This window comes from Acinetobacter sp. WU_MDCI_Abxd143, assembly GCF_025514195.1.
In the GTDB taxonomy this organism is placed as follows: domain Bacteria; phylum Pseudomonadota; class Gammaproteobacteria; order Pseudomonadales; family Moraxellaceae; genus Acinetobacter; species Acinetobacter pittii_H.
The window spans coordinates 808,903-825,538 of record NZ_JAHPTH010000001.1 but is presented as its reverse complement, the minus strand read 5'-3'; the positions used below and the strand labels follow the sequence as shown (position 1 = coordinate 825,538).

Annotated in this window: 14 protein-coding genes; 9 read left to right on the top strand and 5 right to left on the bottom strand. The window is 38.8% G+C overall.

Translation table 11 applies throughout. The annotated features are described in order from the left end of the window. The first annotated feature begins 275 nt into the window (after positions 1-275). Positions 276-2,513, top strand: a complete 2,238-nt coding sequence (locus KTI79_RS03850) for an NADP-dependent isocitrate dehydrogenase (protein WP_002118624.1) — start codon at positions 276-278, stop codon at positions 2,511-2,513. Positions 2,514-2,630: 117 nt separating this feature from the next. Here the strand turns inward: KTI79_RS03850 and KTI79_RS03845 are convergent, their stop codons facing one another. Continuing rightward, positions 2,631-3,422, bottom strand: coding sequence for an rRNA large subunit pseudouridine synthase E (locus KTI79_RS03845; RefSeq protein ID WP_032053105.1), 792 nt, complete (start codon positions 3,420-3,422; stop codon positions 2,631-2,633). A gap of 196 nt (positions 3,423-3,618) precedes the next feature. On the opposite strand from KTI79_RS03845, the gene icd reads away from it, so the two are divergent. Beyond that, on the top strand, positions 3,619-4,875 hold the full coding sequence (gene icd, locus KTI79_RS03840) for an NADP-dependent isocitrate dehydrogenase (RefSeq protein ID WP_005067916.1): 1,257 nt from the start codon (positions 3,619-3,621) through the stop codon (positions 4,873-4,875). Between the two features lie 35 nt (positions 4,876-4,910). On the opposite strand, the gene KTI79_RS03835 is transcribed toward icd, so the two are convergent. Further along, positions 4,911-5,036: a hypothetical protein gene (locus tag KTI79_RS03835; RefSeq protein ID WP_079284096.1), complete on the bottom strand. Its 126-nt coding sequence runs from the start codon at positions 5,034-5,036 to the stop codon at positions 4,911-4,913. Beyond that, entirely contained in the window at positions 5,033-6,211 is a 1,179-nt protein-coding gene (locus KTI79_RS03830; RefSeq protein ID WP_228132438.1) for a YbfB/YjiJ family MFS transporter, read from the bottom strand. The genes KTI79_RS03835 and KTI79_RS03830 overlap by 4 nt, the downstream gene beginning before the upstream one ends. 96 nt (positions 6,212-6,307) lie before the next feature. Here KTI79_RS03830 and KTI79_RS03825 point away from each other — a divergent pair, with 96 nt between their 5' ends. From KTI79_RS03825 to KTI79_RS03810, 4 genes are all read left to right on the top strand, one after another. Then, entirely contained in the window at positions 6,308-7,189 is an 882-nt protein-coding gene (locus tag KTI79_RS03825) for a LysR family transcriptional regulator (protein WP_032053107.1), read from the top strand. Positions 7,190-7,397: 208 nt separating this feature from the next. Further along, positions 7,398-8,792, top strand: coding sequence for an L-cystine transporter (locus KTI79_RS03820; RefSeq protein ID WP_143225029.1), 1,395 nt, complete (start codon positions 7,398-7,400; stop codon positions 8,790-8,792). 149 nt (positions 8,793-8,941) lie between these two features. Beyond that, positions 8,942-9,757 carry a PhzF family phenazine biosynthesis protein gene (locus tag KTI79_RS03815; protein WP_032053111.1) on the top strand — a complete coding sequence of 272 codons (816 nt, stop codon included), beginning with the start codon at positions 8,942-8,944 and terminating at the stop codon, positions 9,755-9,757. 122 nt (positions 9,758-9,879) lie between these two features. Beyond that, positions 9,880-12,642 (top strand): M16 family metallopeptidase, encoded by a 2,763-nt coding sequence (locus KTI79_RS03810; RefSeq protein ID WP_032053112.1) that lies wholly within the window; start codon positions 9,880-9,882, stop codon positions 12,640-12,642. Between the two features lie 61 nt (positions 12,643-12,703). On the opposite strand, the gene KTI79_RS03805 is transcribed toward KTI79_RS03810, so the two are convergent. After that, positions 12,704-13,087 (bottom strand): DUF3144 domain-containing protein, encoded by a 384-nt coding sequence (locus KTI79_RS03805; protein ID WP_002118682.1) that lies wholly within the window; start codon positions 13,085-13,087, stop codon positions 12,704-12,706. A 107-nt stretch (positions 13,088-13,194) separates the two neighbouring features. Between KTI79_RS03805 and KTI79_RS03800 the strand changes: the two genes are divergently transcribed. Continuing rightward, positions 13,195-13,827: a hypothetical protein gene (locus KTI79_RS03800; protein WP_032053114.1), complete on the top strand. Its 633-nt coding sequence runs from the start codon at positions 13,195-13,197 to the stop codon at positions 13,825-13,827. 34 nt (positions 13,828-13,861) lie between these two features. Here KTI79_RS03800 and KTI79_RS19170 read toward each other — a convergent pair whose 3' ends face one another. Continuing rightward, positions 13,862-15,325, bottom strand: coding sequence for a CYTH and CHAD domain-containing protein (locus tag KTI79_RS19170; protein ID WP_032053116.1), 1,464 nt, complete (start codon positions 15,323-15,325; stop codon positions 13,862-13,864). Positions 15,326-15,490: 165 nt separating this feature from the next. On the opposite strand from KTI79_RS19170, the gene KTI79_RS03780 reads away from it, so the two are divergent. Beyond that, positions 15,491-15,874: a DUF962 domain-containing protein gene (locus KTI79_RS03780; protein ID WP_079284098.1), complete on the top strand. Its 384-nt coding sequence runs from the start codon at positions 15,491-15,493 to the stop codon at positions 15,872-15,874. 115 nt (positions 15,875-15,989) lie between these two features. Continuing rightward, positions 15,990-16,601, top strand: a complete 612-nt coding sequence (gene thiE / locus KTI79_RS03775; protein WP_032053120.1) for a thiamine phosphate synthase — start codon at positions 15,990-15,992, stop codon at positions 16,599-16,601. Positions 16,602-16,636: the final 35 nt, after the last annotated feature.

Here is a 16,636-nt window from a genome sequence, read left to right as displayed (position 1 = left end):
CAGAACTCTGAAAGATATCTCATGTAATTTAAGACTGTTCTATACCTAGAAGGTGGATAAAGCTATATGTATTACCTTAAGTTAGGTATAAGAATATTATTGATAGATTTGAATTATGTATTATTTCACTACGAAATGTCGTTATCACTGGATATTTCGTTGACTGGAAGGCAATGAGAGCCGATACTCTCAGGGTTTTATTTAAGCATATCGGTTCGTAGGCACTGGGCCACAAGCTCGGTCCTCAACACTCAATCAAACGGAAGGGGCTATATATGGCTGGTGAAAAGTCAACTATTATTTACACACTGACTGATGAGGCGCCATTATTGGCGACCTATTCGCTACTGCCGATCATTGAGACCTTTACCAAGCCAGCTGGCATCGAGATTATTAAAAGTGACATCTCTGTAGCTGCACGTGTGCTCGCAGAATTCGCTGATTACCTAAGTGAAGAGCAAAAGGTATCTGACAACCTTGCAGAGCTAGGTCGTCTTACACAAGATCCAGATACAAACATTATCAAACTCCCGAACATTAGTGCGTCTGTTGCGCAATTAACTGCATGTATCAAAGAGCTTCAATCAAAAGGTTACGCAATTCCTGATTATCCGGAAAATCCAACGACTGAAGAAGAAAAATCAATCAAAGCTCGTTATGGTAAGTGCCTTGGTTCAGCAGTAAACCCTGTCCTTCGTGAAGGTAACTCTGACCGTCGTGCTCCTGCAGCAGTTAAAAACTATGCGAAAAAACACCCTCATTCAATGAGCGAGTGGAAACAGTGGTCACAAACTCACGTTTCACATATGGAAGAAGGTGACTTCTACCATGGTGAAAAATCAATGACACTTGATCGCGCACGTAATGTGAAAATGGAACTTATCACGAATAGTGGTAAGAGCATTGTTCTTAAGCCAAAAGTTGCGCTTCAAGAAGGTGAAATCATTGATTCAATGTTCATGAGCAAGAAAGCACTTTGTGATTTCTATGAAAAAGAACTTGACGATTGTAAAGAAGCGGGAATTTTATTCTCTTTACACGTAAAAGCGACAATGATGAAAGTTTCACACCCGATCGTTTTCGGTCACTGTGTGAAAATCTATTACAAAGAAGCTTTCGAAAAACACGGTAAGTTATTTGACGAGTTAGGTATTAACGTAAATAACGGTATGGCTGGGTTATACGAGAAAATCGAAACTCTTCCTACTTCATTACGTGAAGAAATCATTGAAGACTTGCATGCTTGTCAAGAACACCGTCCTGCACTTGCAATGGTTGACTCAGCAAAAGGCATCACAAACTTCCACTCTCCAAACGACATCATCGTAGATGCTTCTATGCCAGCAATGATCCGTGCCGGTGGTAAAATGTGGGGTGCTGATGGTAAGCAATACGATGCTAAAGCAGTAATGCCAGAATCAACATTTGCCCGTATTTACCAAGAAATGATCAACTTCTGTAAGTGGCATGGTAACTTCGATCCGAAGACTATGGGTACAGTACCAAACGTTGGTTTGATGGCTCAAAAAGCTGAAGAATACGGTTCTCATGACAAGACTTTTGAGATTTCAGAAGCTGGTATTGCGAACATTACCGATCTTGACACTGGTGAAGTGTTATTGACTCAAAATGTTGAAGAAGGCGATATCTGGCGTATGTGTCAGGTTAAAGATGCTCCGATTCGTGACTGGGTTAAACTTGCAGTAACTCGTGCGCGTAACTCAGGCATGCCTGCAATCTTCTGGCTTGACCCGTACCGTCCACACGAAAATGAATTGATCAAGAAAGTACAAAAGTACTTAAAAGATCATGACACGACTGGTCTTGATATCCAAATTATGTCTCAAGTACGTGCAATGCGTTACACACTTGAGCGCGTCGTACGTGGCCTAGACACGATTTCTGTGACTGGTAACATCTTACGTGACTACTTAACTGACTTGTTCCCAATTATGGAACTTGGTACTTCTGCAAAAATGTTGTCTATCGTTCCGCTTATGGCGGGCGGTGGTATGTACGAAACTGGTGCTGGTGGTTCAGCTCCTAAACACGTACAACAACTTGTTGAAGAAAACCACTTACGTTGGGATTCTCTTGGTGAGTTCCTTGCGCTTGCAGTATCTTTAGAAGAAATGGGTATTAAAGAAAATAATGCTCGTGCTAAGTTACTTGCGAAGACACTTGATGAAGCGACTGGTAAATTGCTTGACAATGACAAGTCTCCATCACGTCGTACTGGTGAAATCGACAACCGTGGCAGCCACTTCTACTTGTCACTTTACTGGGCTGAAGCGCTTGCTGCTCAGAACGAAGATGCTGAGTTGAAAGCTAAATTTGCTCCTCTTGCTAAAGCTTTAGCTGAAAATGAAGAGAAGATTGTTGCTGAACTTGCTCAAGTACAAGGTAAACCAGCGGACATTGGCGGTTACTACGCAATTGATCCAACTAAAGTAAATGCTGTAATGCGTCCAAGTGCTACATTTAATGCAGCTCTTGCAACAGTTGAGGCTTAATTACTAACTCGTTAGTAAATAGCTTAAGAGCCGGTGCATATGCACCGGTTTTTTATTGCCTAAAAATAAAAGATATTAAAAAAGCCCACTGATGTGAGCTTTAAAGCTTAAATGTGTTTATCGACCATTGTTACGTCCGCGACCACGTGGTGCTTTGGTATTTGGACGAGTTGTACCATTGGTCTTACGACGTGGTTTCTCGCTTTCATCCATTTGCCAAATACGTTTCGTACCAGACTTTTTCGCAGAACCATCTTTGTTTTTGCGAACCATTGGTTTGCCACCAGTACCGCCTGGTTTTTTCACATATGAACGTGAGCGATAAGGCTGTTCAGCTGGCACATCTTTAAAGTCAGGGTAGAGTAATGGTTCAATTTCTTTTACATCACCCGGTCTTAAGCCAAGTTGAACTAAGTCGATTGAGCCAATTTTAGTGCGAATTAAACGTAAAGTTGGAAAACCTACCGCAGAAGTCATACGACGAACTTGACGGTTACGGCCTTCGCAAATTGAAATCTCGATCCAAGATGTTGGAATATTTGCACGAAAACGTACGGGTGGATTGCGTTCCCATAACCATTCAGGTTCACTGACTTTAATGGCTTTGGCAGGAAGCGTCATACCATCATTCAGTTCTACACCTTTACGAAGTTGCTCAAGCGCTTCTTCGGTTACATCGCCATCAACTTGAACTAAATACGTTTTGTATTTTTTATTTGCAGGGTTGGTAATGAACTGATTCAGACCACCATGATCGGTTAAAAAAACTAAACCCTCAGAGTCCATATCAAGACGGCCTGCTAAGCGCAAAGTCGGGTCATCAACAAAGTCAGAGACGGTCATATGTGCTTCGTCTTTACGAAACTGGGAGAGAACGTCATATGGCTTGTTGAGAATCACAATTTTCATAAAAAATGGCTTCTTCTTTCAAATAACTAGAGAAAACATTGAGCTATATTTAAGTGCGAAATTTGCTTATTTCCCACATAAATCTCAAAAAGAATTAAATTCGATTAAGCTATTATGCGTTAATAAAAGTTGAAAGTATTGTTTATCGATAATTATTTTTAGTTAATTAAGTATTATAAAAGGGAGAATCTACACAATGGGTTATCAGAAGATCGTGGTTCCTGCCGACGGCGACAAAATCAAAGTAAATGCAGACCTATCACTGAACGTACCAAATCATCCAATTATTCCTTTCATTGAGGGTGATGGTATTGGTGTGGATATTACACCAACGATGAAAGCAGTCGTAGACGCTGCTATTTTAAAAGCATACGGTGGCAAACGCTCGATCGAATGGATGGAAGTGTATTGCGGCGAAAAAGCCAATAAAATTTATGGCAACTATATGCCTGAAGAAACTTTTGAAGCACTTCGCGAGTTCGTTGTATCAATCAAAGGTCCTTTAACCACACCAGTAGGTGGAGGCATTCGTTCACTCAACGTTGCTTTGCGCCAAGAATTAGATCTATATGTTTGCGTACGACCAGTACGTTGGTTTGAAGGCGTTCCTTCACCGGTTCAACACCCCGAATTAACTGATATGGTGATTTTCCGTGAGAACTCGGAAGATATCTATGCAGGGATTGAATGGAAAGCTGATTCTGAAGAAGCCAAAAAAGTCATTAAGTTCCTACAAGAAGAAATGGGTGTCACAAAAATCCGTTTCCCTGAAGGATGTGGCATTGGAATTAAACCTGTTTCAAAAGAAGGAACACAGCGTTTAGTCCGTAAAGCCATTCAGTTCGCAATCGAAAATGACAAGCCTTCAGTGACTCTTGTTCACAAGGGCAATATCATGAAATACACCGAAGGGGCATTTAAAGAGTGGGGCTATGAATTGGCTCTAGATCGTTTCGGTGGAGAGCTAATTGATGGTGGCCCATGGGTTAAAATTAAAAACCCTAGGACTGGTAAAGATATCATTATCAAAGATGTGATTGCAGATGCGTTTTTACAACAGATCCTGATGCGTCCAGCCGATTACTCTGTGATTGCGACGCTAAATTTAAACGGTGATTATATTTCTGATGCTTTGGCAGCAGAAGTCGGAGGTATTGGTATTGCACCGGGTGCAAATATTGGTGGTGCAATTGCAGTTTATGAAGCAACTCATGGTACTGCCCCTAAATATGCAGGTCAGGATAAAGTAAATCCTGGTTCTATTATTCTTTCTGCAGAAATGATGCTGCGTGATATGGGTTGGACAGAGGCTGCTGATCTGATCATTAAAGGAATTTCTGGGGCGATTGCTGCCAAAACTGTAACTTATGATTTTGAGCGGCTAATGCCGGGTGCAACCTTGTTACGTTGTTCTGAATTTGGTGATGCCATTATCAAACATATGGGAGAGTAATCTTCTATTAAAAAGCCCTCGGTTGAGGGCTTTTTTTATTGTATAAATTCGGGATGTTTCGGAGATTTAATAAAACCAGTTTTCTTTTGATAACTCTGGTCTAGGGCTTGAATAATAAGAACGAAAGCAACTAGAAATAAAGGAAAGAGCAGAGTTTTCATGATTTGGTTTCTCCGAGAGTTGAGGTGAAAGAAGGGCGTAGGGGAATTAAAAGGCAAACCGCAAAGAGAAGAACGGTTCCACCCAAAAGAAAAAGATGTGCATAAGACCAATGCAAATGATGCAAAGTACTAATGACAACACCTCCTAAAAGCTGAGTGCTAGCAAACCCAAGGGTGGCAAGGCTCCAAAGCTTTTGATAACGTTGCTCATAAATCTGTAGCAAACTATAAGAACTAATAAATACGGTTGCGGGAGTGAGTAAGCCTGTCAAAAGCGAAGATAAAGCCAGTAAAGATGTGGTATGTGAAAGGAAAGGTAAAACAACGGCTAGGCAGTAAATGCCATATAACCATTTAATGGCCTGTAAATAACCGATTAGTCGGCTTAAGCTATAAGCAACAAGTGCACCAATGCAGCTTCCCAATCCATAGAGAACCCAAAATAGATTTCTTTGCTGTAGGGGAAAATGCAGAGTTCCAGATAAATAATCCATCCAAAACAAAGAATGTGGAATATAGGCAAAGGCACTACACATATAGGCAATAATAATAACCAGACCCAAACGCGATTTTTGTGAGGCTTGAAGAGCGTTAGATTGTGGCTTAATAATTTGGGCAGTATTACGATTTAATAATTGATAAAGAGTTAAGCTTCCTAATAGCGAAAGACCTGCAAAAATATCCCAAACATAATGAACAGGCATATTTTTAAGTAGAGGAATAATAATAGTGGCGGATAAAACCCCTACACCAATTCCGCTAAATCCTAAAAAGTTAACTTTTAATCTTTGCGTGGTGGGAATGTATTTCATTGCAAAGCTAGGCGCTAAAATCATAAGTAAGCCGCCAGCAATACCTGAAATCGTACGCCAGACAATGAACCACACCAGAGGCATATCCATGAATGAACAGCATAGTAGGCTAAGGCTACCCGCTATAGCTGAAATTACGATCATGAATGGGAGATACTTTTCTTTAATACTCAGCAGCGCCAATAAGGCACCCATGAGATATCCCAATAAATTTGCGCTGCCTAAGTAACTGGCAAAATCGTGAGTCCAGTGATACTGCTCGATCATGAGGGGCATAAGCGCAGTATAGGAAAATCTAAAAACACCAATTCCCAAACAAGTTGCCAAAAAGACAACTGAGCTCATTCGATAAAACGTAGACATGAGAAGACGCTCAATTTTTTTATTATTAAAAACGAGTTTATCAATCATTAAAAATGATTTAATATGATGATGATTATCTTGTTTTGAGATAGTGGTATGTTACTTAAGTCTTTAGAGTTTTTTTTAGCGGTTGCAGAGAGTGGAAGTTTTTCGTTAGCTGCACAAAAAATGTATACGGTTCAATCGAATATCACGAGCCATATAAAAAAACTTGAAGAAGAGTTGGGGGTTATTTTATTCAATCGTAATAACCCAGTGACCTTAACGAATGCCGGACAACAGCTGCATAGTTATGCTGTTCAAATGATTGCTCTACATAATAAAGCGAAAAAAATCTTTCAAGAAGGTGATATTGATCCGAAGGAAACCATTCGTTTAGGGAGTATGGAAACGACAGCAGCAATACGTCTTCCTCAATTACTCAATCAATGTATGCAGCAATATCCAAATTTGCCAATCGAGCTGCAAACCCACCCGACACGCTATTTACTAAGCGCTGTGCAGCAAGGAGAGGTCGATTGTGCTTTCGTTGCTTCTAAATATGTGATTCCAGAGTTATATAGTTTTCCTGTGTGGCATGAAGAGCTGGTTTTGGTTTGCCCAAAGCAACAAGTGAGCTTTCCAGACAAGGCAACCCTTGCAAAGACCAGATTTATTGCATTTCGGCAGGGTTGCTCATATCGACATGCCATAGAGCTTTTCTTGAATGATTTTAGTGTTCCGCCTTCACAAATCATGGAAATGGGAAGTCTTGACGGAATCGTGAGTTGTGTGGAGTTGGGTGTTGGTTTCGCCTTATTACCGAAGTCATATCTCGCAAAAGTTGTAGATAAAGTTTCGGTGAATTGTTTTGGTCTAAATACGGAATCTGCTCATTTTACTACCTACTTGGTTGCCCAGTTACCAGAAACATGGGGAACTAATTTAAAGCAGTTTATTCATTTTATTGAGCAACAATTTGAGTTAAAGGTTGCTTAAGTAGAGGCTGATTTTTATACATAAATATCTTACGTAATTTATAAATTAAAAGTGATATATATGTATTTAAAAGTCATTTTATATTCTCACGCAGGTTTGTAATCATCTTGATGCTATAAAATTGTGGAAAAGGGTAGTTTATATAGGCCGGCTATGGTCAAATATGCCCCCTTGAAAGATGACACAAGCAATAATTTGGAGTTTGGGAATGAATATACCCTTAATCATCAATATTGTGGTTTTTGTCGGGTTAATATTTTTACTCGCCCAAACACGTAAAACAGACTGGAGCTTATCAAAAAAAGTTCTGGCTGGCTTAGTTCTAGGTGTGGTGTTTGGTTTAGGACTACATTTGATTTATGGCGGTGGCCATCCGATTCTTGCTGAATCTATTAGCTGGTTTAATATCGTTGGGAACGGCTATGTAAAACTTTTACAAATGGTCGTTATGCCTTTGGTGTTTGTGTCTATTTTGGGAGCGGTTGCAAAATTACACCAAGCCTCATCTTTAGGCAAAATCAGTTTTTATACGATCGGTACATTACTATTTACAACACTGATTGCTGCACTGGTAGGGGTATTTGTTACTAACCTGTTTGGCTTAACTGCTAAAGGTTTAGTGCAAGGTGCTGCTGAAACTGCACGCTTAACTGCCATTAATACAGATTATGTAGGTAAAGTTACCGATTTAAGTGTACCGCAATTTATTCTTTCCTTTATTCCAAGTAATCCATTTGCTGAATTAACTGGCGCAAACCCAACTTCAATTATTAGTGTGGTTATTTTTGCTGTCTTTTTAGGGATAGCAGCACTCAACCTAATGAAAGATGACGCAGAAAAAGGTCAACGTATTTTGACTGCAATTCAGACGTTGCAGTCTTGGGTAATGAAGCTTGTTCGTTTAGTAATGACACTTACACCATATGGCGTGTTTGCGCTTATGACGAAAGTCGTGGCAAGTTCAAACGTCGCAGATATTTTAAACCTGGGTGGTTTCTTAGTGGCATCTTATTTAGGTCTAGCTATCATGTTTGTCGTGCATGCGATTATCTTGACCCTGACAGGTGTTTCTCCACTTAAATTCTTCAAAAAAGTTGCTCCTGTTTTGACGTTTGCATTTACCAGTCGTTCAAGCGCTGCAAGTATTCCACTGAGCATTGAAACCCAAACTCGTCGTTTAGGTATTCCTGAATCTATTGCGAGTTTCTCTGCTTCTTTTGGTGCCACCATTGGTCAAAATGGCTGTGCGGGTTTGTATCCTGCAATGCTCGCGGTAATGGTTGCACCTACAATGGGTATTAACACCTTAGACCCAATGTGGATTGCATCGTTAGTCGGTATTGTGACCTTAAGTTCAATTGGGGTTGCAGGAGTAGGTGGTGGTGCGACTTTCGCTGCACTGATTGTGCTTCCTGCCATGGGTTTACCTGTAACTTTGGTTGCACTGCTTATTTCAATTGAACCCCTCATTGATATGGGACGTACTGCATTAAACGTAAATGGTTCAATGACTGCTGGTGTTGTGACCAGTCAATTGATGGGTCAGACTGATAAAGAAATATTAAACAGTGAAGATGAAATTGAGTTAACTCAACATCATTAACAACTGATACTAAACGGCTCATCTACTTTGGATGAGCCGTTTTTTTATATACGTAAATTGCCACTGTGATGTTAATTTTTAAAAAACTGTATCTGTTTTTCTTTTAAATAATTTTCGAAAATTGGTCTATTACAAAAGAGAGTACTATCATGAAAATGTATCAAGTCGACGCTTTTACAAAAGAGCTATTTCGTGGAAATCCGGCTGCTGTGATTGTTGAAAAAGAATGGCTAGATACAGATTTAATGCAGAAGATAGCACTTGAAAACAACTTGTCGGAAACTGCCTTTGTAAAAATTATAGATGCTGAAAATTATGAAATCCGTTGGTTTACTCCAACGGTTGAAGTTGATTTTTGTGGGCATGCGACTCTTGCCAGTGCTTTCGCATTATTTAAAGATTTTACTGAAAAAAAGACCATTAATTTCCATGTTCGAAACTTAGGTCTTTTTGTGGTTCACCAAGATGAAGACGGTAAAATCAGAATGGATTTCCCGATTCGCAAAGCTCATCAAGTTGAAGATTATCCAGCTATTTTACGTCAAGCTTTAACAAAACCCTTTAAAGCGGTTTATCAAAATGTTCAAGCTTACATTGTTGAGTATGAATCAGTGCAGGACGTGTTAGATGAGCAACCTGACATGAGTTTGCTCAAAGCTCTTGGTAAAAGAACTGCGATTACCACTGCAGGGATGGATGTTGCCATCACCTCAAAAGCCGATCAACAATATGATTGTGTATCGCGTTATTTTGCCCCTGTCGCGGGCATTGAAGAAGACCCTGTTACGGGTTCAATTCATACGGCAATAGCGCCATTATGGGCAGAGAAACTTGCTAAAAATAATATTATTGCTTATCAGGCTTCTAGCCGTGGAGGCGTTTTATATTGCAATGTCCTGAATCAGGAACGTATTGAAGTTTCAGGGTATGGGAAGCTTTATATGCAAGCTGAAATTTTTCCTTAAAATATAAGGCCGTTTAAATAAACGGCTTTTTTTTCAAAACTTTACTATGAAAGTTAGTTCAAATTTCCTACTATAGTCCCACAACTATTGATTTTTTATTATTCAAATTAATTGGTATTTATATGTTTATGCAGTTTAAACAACTGACACTCTCCCTATGTATTCTTGGTTTAAGTGCTGCGTCTTGGGCACAAACTACACTAGTAAAAAGTAAGCAAAATATTGAGGAATATAAATTAGATAATGGTTTTCGGATTGTTCTAGCACCGAATGCCAAAGAAAATAAAATCTTTATTAACACCATTTATTTAACTGGTTCATTAAATGACCCACAAGGCAAAAGTGGCTTAGCTCATTTGCTTGAGCACTTGGCTTTTAAAGGGACTAAAAACGTTAAAGGGGAAGAATTCCAGCGTCGTTTAGATCAATATACATTGATGACAAACGCCAGCACTGATTATTATTCAACAAAATATACCAATATCGTTCGTCCCGAGAAAACTGCGCTTGATCAGGTACTGTATCTTGAATCTGAGCGTATGGATAAATTAGTTCTTCAAGAAAAGTTTGTTCCTTCCGAAATTGAAATCGTAAAGCGTGAACGCGAAGTTCGCATGGATCAGCCATTTGCTGTGCTGATGGATCAAATGTGGAAGTCAGCTTATGGTAATCAATATTTAGGTCGTTTACCGATTGGTGATTTGCCTGAACTTAAATCTATTAAGATGCCTGAATTAAACCAGTTCTATCGTAGCTGGTATGCGCCTAATAATGCAGTCATGGTTATTTCAGGTAAATTTGATAAGACAGATGTCTTAAAAACAATTGATCAATATTTTAGTCCAATTGCGGCAAGAGAAGTCCCGAAGACTGTACAGATTCCTGTGCTTGACTCTACAAAAATAAAAAATCGTCAGTTTATGGTGAAAAAGGGCAGTGATCTGGCTAAATTCCATATCTATATGAATGGTAAAAATACTAAAATTCAGCCGACACTCGCTTTAGCTCCTTTGTTATATACCATGCAACCAAGTGGTCACCTATACCAAAACATGGTGGAAACAGGTATTACCACAAATGTTGAAGCTAGTACTTGGTTAGACCAAGATTTTAATGTGGTGTTTTTAGGTGCGATTTACTCACCAAGTAATGACTCTAAAAAAGTTGAAAGTTCTTTGTTAGCAGGCATTGAAAAAGGGAAACCGTTTACTGAAGTTGAATTAAATCGTGTTAAAAGTTTAATGAAAACTCAAGGTGACTTAATCACTAAAGATGCGGTAGCACTTGGGTCACGTTTAAGTGATTACACCGTCGCTGGCGGGCAATGGGATCAATATTTTAAAGATTTAGATTCTGTAGAAAAAGTTAAGCTAGATGATGTGAATCAAACTTTAAAACAGTTCCTTGTGGCTGATCATCGCATTGACGGTGATATTTTGCCAACACCTGAAGACCAGAAAAAAGCGCAACAGCAAAATTCAAAAGAGTCACCTAAAACTCTAGATCAGGTCGAAGCAAAGGTCGAGCCTTTAAAAGATCCGAAGGTATATCAACAAGAAGTCGCTGAGTTTTTAAAAACCTCTAAGCAATATGTTGAAAGTAATGAGAAAAAGATTATTCGTGGAAAACTAAAAAATGGAATGAAGTATGCTTTATTCCCAGTTGAAACACGCGATGATCGTACTTATGCAACGATTACGATGGACTTCGGAACAGAAAAATCTTTATTTAATAAAGGTACAGTAGTTGATCTAACCTCATATTTATTGCTCCGTGGTTCTGATAAATACAGTTTGCAAGATATTGCCGATAAATCAATTGATGCAGGCGGCGCGGCTTATGCAAGTGCTGACGGCAATGGCATGACCATTAATATTCAGTCTAAATCAGAAAAATTTGATGAGTTTTTCAAGTTTGTTCTTGATGTGATGAAAAATCCGAAATTTGAACAATCTCAATTTGATTTAATTAAATCGCAAAGCTTATCGAGCCTAGATCGTCCTTATACCGAGCCAGATGTGGTAGCGGGCTTAACACTTTCACGTTTACTTGAAGAATACCAACCAGGTGATTTGCGTTATCACTTCGAACCTGAACTGGCAAAACAGCAGTTGAAAAACGCAACTCAAGAGCAAGTGAAAGAGTTATATGAGCGTTTCTTTGCAATGAATCATGCTCAAATTGCCATTACAGGCGAATTTGATGCGAAAAAAATGCAGAAATTACTGAATCAGGAATTTGGTCGTTGGAACGGTAAACAGCCATATCAAAAAATCTTGATTGATCACGTTGATTTTCCAGCACAGCAAGTTCATGTTTTATCTGAGCAACGTGAATTTGGTAGCTACCAGAGTGTGCTTTCAATTCCAGTTGGGAAAAACCATCCAGATGCATCTGCTCTCATTTTAATGAATTATATTTTAGGGGAATCTCAAATTTCATCACGTTTGGCTCAAGAGCTTCGTGAGAAAAATGCCCTAGTGTATGGTTTTGGAAGTGGGCTACAACTTGATCGTGACACGAATGTAGGGGCCTTAAGCATTAGTGCAAATTATACTTCGGGTCGCTCAGCACAAGTGTCTGCTTCAATACATAAAGTGTTAAATGACTTGATTAAAAATGGGGTGACTGAGCAAGAACTTGAAGCTGCTAAAGCAGATATCATGAAGAAACGAGTTACGGCATTAGAAGATGAGCGTAATATTCATGGAATGTTAAATCTACAGCTTGAAACAAACAAAACATTGCAAGACCGAATTCGTCATGATCAAGAGTTAACTAAATTGACTGTTGCTGACGTTAATAGAGTAATTAAGAAGTATATTAAACCTGAACATCTGGTCGAAGTGATGGCTGATCAATATGGTCAGGCCGCAAAAAAATAAAGTCTTCTCGCAAATAAAAAGCCACTCAACTGTGGCTTTTTATTTAGATCTTTAAATCATATTAATGATCATGTTTATGCGCGTGAAAATCTTCATTTTTACGGAAACGTAAATAATTTTCGAATTGTTCACAATACTCATCGAAGTTATCTTCAAGCATCATCTGAAATTGCTGAAGAAGGTAAGACATGACCTGATCTTTCGCATCACGCATTTCATTACCATCTTTAAAGTTATTTGCTGCTACCCATGTATTGAAACGGGCAGTAGCAAATAACATTGCAGCACTCACTTGACCACGTAGCTCAGCCGGATCAACTTTTTTATCTTTTGGCGGGCGACAAAAATCATTAGCCTGTTTAATAAATTCATCCGCACGCTCAAAGAAAACAGCATTTAACGCTTCTTCTTCAGTAATATCTGTTGCATTAATCTTTTGAGACATGACTTATTCCCGCAAAAATAGAGCTGCTTATTATAGGCAAACGCTTGCGGAAACAAAACCTTTGACTTAGTCTGTAAATAGCCTAAGTATTGGTAGGAGAGACTAATATGCAAGATGCAATTGCTATTCAAAGTTTAAAGACAGATATTGCTTTATTACGCCAGCATGTTTTCCCACCTCAATATTTAGAGCATGTCGAAGGACTGCCGATTTATTATGGCTTGCAAAAAGAAGTCGAAAATTATTACCAACAATGGCAGGGGCTAATTGAAAGAGCACAAGAACTTTTTCAGCCATTTATGGAAGATGAATTACCAGATGCTATTCATTTACCAAGTCACTTAAATTTACCGCTGTTCTTTTTTTATGTAGACCGAATAAGGATTAATAAAACACGCGCAAAAGAATCTAAAACTTTCCGCGGTGTAGCGAGTCTTATTGAAAAATGCGGACAGTTTGAAACAGACCAGATATTTACGATGCAAGAATGGTTGCAAAGCGATGATACCGCGGCTTTGGTTGCTCACCGTGAATTCATTGATTTAAGAACTTATGTGTTTCAACATGGGCAAAGTGAATATACCCGTTCACGGTTTTATACCAATGGTATTGTGCTAGGGGTTGAGCCGCATTTTAAATTGGTCGATGCTCGTGATAAACCAAGAAAGCAGCGCAGTGATAGCTATAGTGATCCGTTAGCAGATAACGGTGTATGGAAAGTATTTGGTAAATATCGATAAAAGTCGCTGCTTGTTTACAGCGACTTTTTATAAATTACCAGAAAGTTTCAGCCTGACTAAAAGTCTGTAAAGCTTTTGCTGAGCGCTTTTGTAGGTGAGGCTGTTTGGCTTTGACCCAGCCTAGAGCAAACCAAAAAGACGGATCTTGTTCAACCACATTGTTAAAAATACCTTCCGCAATAAATAAGTCGTTATAGTGACCTAGGGTATTTTGCACAGGTTGTAGCTGTTTTAAATATTGCTGTACTTTTTTATTCGGATAAAGACTCGAAATAAACTCAACACAATAACGTAACTGTTTAGCTTGCTTTCTTATTTTGTGTTGTTCAGTCACTTCAAGCTCAGAGAAGTATTCAGCATTATTAATCACTTTATGATGTAACTTATCTAAACTCTTTTTAATGTGTTTTTTTAATCCACCTGTTTTGCTGTCTGAATCTTCTTCTGAATAAGCAAATGCTAATAAATCGAGTAATAGCTTAATCGTGTCCGCAGAGGTAAAGAGTGTTGAGAGTTCTTTTAAGGGCTGAACTGAAACGGGTAGTAAAAGCTCAGGTGAACCATGTTTTTGAATGACAGGTAACACCTCGGTGCGAATAGCATCTTCATCACGAGTGTCGCCAAGCTTACGGAAAAGTTCGGCAATTTTTTCTTCCCAAAGAGGATTTAGCTCGCTTGACCAGCCAGAAAAATGCTTCAGTGCACTACGTAAACGGCGCAAACTCACACGTGCCTGATGGATATGCTCAGCTTCGGCAACTCCATCGGCAATGACAGCCATATTTGGTAAAAATTGTCCTAAACAGTTTTCAACAATCTTTTTTAAAGCCTGCTCAGCAGTAATATCTTTATTTAATGACAGAGCTTTAGCATGAGCAGCAGGTGAGGCAGCTTGCCCTAATGCCAATAAATTACCACGCTCAGCTTTACTTCTTACATCGAGCCAAAGTGAGTAACGATTAATCCATTGCTGTGCAAATTGAATAAGTGTTTTAACTGCACCTTGTTTAAGTTCGAACTCAACTTCACAAATTACACTTTGTGCATCTGCTGTTTTTACGACACCGTCATCGAGACAGACTTCAATAGCTGTATTGTCTGCTTCAAATACATGATAAGTACGCTGTACATCCGTCTCAAATTGCAAACTTAACTTTTCAGCTTCTTTACCTAGAGCTGTATTAATTAAATCAATTATGACTTTATTATCTTGATACAACTCAAGGTTTAAGTCAGGTTCTTGCTCATACTTACCTAAATGAATTTCTTCTTCAACACGGTGGAGATGGCTTTGACCTGCGGCTTTAAATGTTTGTACCCATTGATCATCTTCTTTACGCAGACGTAAGGCCATACCATTTTTTGCTAATAATCGATCAGGAGTATCGTAATACTTTGCCTGTAAGTGAATGTTCTTTGCTTTATGTTTTTTTAAATATTGCTGGACAGTTTTTTTCTTCGATTCAGGTAACTGAAACTTTAGTTCGACTTCGACCATAATATATCTCCCTGAATCAGGTATTTAGACTATCTTGAATAAGTATAATAGCTTAGCGTTAAAAATAATGATTTTGATAGAGAAAGTTACAATCAAACATATGACGCTACACTTTTATTTAGGTGTACAATCAGATGACGTTTTGATCAAATAAAAATCAGGAAGATGATCGTGAATGCACCAGTAAACTTTAGCCATGAAGCTCAGCCAGAGTTTGAATTGCCGATTAAAAACTATCAGGAATTTTATCGTTTTTATTTAACTGAACACCGTAACATCATGAGCAGACGTTTGCATGTGGTGGGCAGTAGCATTGGTCTATACTTTTTTTCAAAAGCAGTCCGTAAGAAGCAAGCCAAATATGTGCTCTATGGTTTGGTAGCGGGTTACGCAAATGCATGGGTTGGACATTTTGTGTTTGAAAAAAATAAGCCTGCCAGTTTTAAACAACCTTTCTATAGCTTTATTTCTGATTGGCGAATGTTGTCTGATGTTGCACGTGGCCGTTTGAGTTTGGTTGACCGTAAGTTTGATAAAATTCCGAGCTAATTTTTATATCTATTCTAAATATACCGATTGGTACTGGTAAGCCTATATCAATCGGTACTTATGATGTCCTATAAATCCGTTATACTAGCGAAGTTTTTTAAAGCGAGAGTAGAGTATGCGCGGTTTATACCTCATTACCAACGATGACCCAATCCAACTATTATTAGAAAAATTAGATGCCGCGCTCGCAACTCGTCAGGTCGCAATTTTACAGTACCGCCGTAAGAAAATAGACAAAGCAGACCAACCCGCAGAAGTCGAACAAATCAAATTATTGTGTGAAAAATATCAAGTTCCTTTTGTGATTAATGATGACCTAAAACTGGCTGCTCAGTTTGGTTTAGGTGTGCATTTAGGTCAAAGCGATGGTGAAATCACCGATGCAAAATCGCAGTTACCAGAAGGTGTCATCATTGGCCGTACTTGCTTAAATTCATTAGAACTTGCCCAAAAAGCTATTGCCGATGGTGCAACTTATGTTGCCTTTGGTGCGGTTTACGCGACTTCTACAAAACCTGAAGCAGGTAATGTGGGGATCGAAGTAATTAAGCAGGCAGCAGCTCAATATGATGTACCAATTTGTGCGATTGGTGGTTTAACTGTTGAAAACTCAAAACCTGTGATTGAGGCAGGGGCTGACCTGTGTGCAGTCATTAGTGATATATTAGGTCGATCAACTGCTGAAATTCCTGCCCGTGTACAGGCGTGGGCACAATTATTTTCTTAAGCTTTCAAAATTATTTTTTAGATATTTAAGACGAG

What these genes read in the sequence shown, in the direction of transcription:
- KTI79_RS03850 (WP_002118624.1), top strand. Translation starts at nt 276, where the DNA reads ATGGCTGGTGAAAAGTCAACTATTATTTACACACTGACTGATGAGGCG.
- KTI79_RS03825 (WP_032053107.1), top strand. Translation starts at nt 6,308, where the DNA reads ATGTTACTTAAGTCTTTAGAGTTTTTTTTAGCGGTTGCAGAGAGTGGA.
- KTI79_RS03800 (WP_032053114.1), top strand. Translation starts at nt 13,195, where the DNA reads ATGCAAGATGCAATTGCTATTCAAAGTTTAAAGACAGATATTGCTTTA.
- KTI79_RS03810 (WP_032053112.1), top strand. Translation starts at nt 9,880, where the DNA reads ATGTTTATGCAGTTTAAACAACTGACACTCTCCCTATGTATTCTTGGT.
- KTI79_RS03780 (WP_079284098.1), top strand. Translation starts at nt 15,491, where the DNA reads ATGATCGTGAATGCACCAGTAAACTTTAGCCATGAAGCTCAGCCAGAG.
- KTI79_RS03830 (WP_228132438.1), bottom strand. Translation starts at nt 6,211, where the DNA reads ATGTCTACGTTTTATCGAATGAGCTCAGTTGTCTTTTTGGCAACTTGT.
- KTI79_RS03815 (WP_032053111.1), top strand. Translation starts at nt 8,942, where the DNA reads ATGAAAATGTATCAAGTCGACGCTTTTACAAAAGAGCTATTTCGTGGA.
- KTI79_RS03805 (WP_002118682.1), bottom strand. Translation starts at nt 13,087, where the DNA reads ATGTCTCAAAAGATTAATGCAACAGATATTACTGAAGAAGAAGCGTTA.
- KTI79_RS03835 (WP_079284096.1), bottom strand. Translation starts at nt 5,036, where the DNA reads ATGAAAACTCTGCTCTTTCCTTTATTTCTAGTTGCTTTCGTTCTTATT.
- thiE (WP_032053120.1), top strand. Translation starts at nt 15,990, where the DNA reads ATGCGCGGTTTATACCTCATTACCAACGATGACCCAATCCAACTATTA.
- KTI79_RS03820 (WP_143225029.1), top strand. Translation starts at nt 7,398, where the DNA reads ATGAATATACCCTTAATCATCAATATTGTGGTTTTTGTCGGGTTAATA.
- icd (WP_005067916.1), top strand. Translation starts at nt 3,619, where the DNA reads ATGGGTTATCAGAAGATCGTGGTTCCTGCCGACGGCGACAAAATCAAA.
- KTI79_RS19170 (WP_032053116.1), bottom strand. Translation starts at nt 15,325, where the DNA reads ATGGTCGAAGTCGAACTAAAGTTTCAGTTACCTGAATCGAAGAAAAAA.
- KTI79_RS03845 (WP_032053105.1), bottom strand. Translation starts at nt 3,422, where the DNA reads ATGAAAATTGTGATTCTCAACAAGCCATATGACGTTCTCTCCCAGTTT.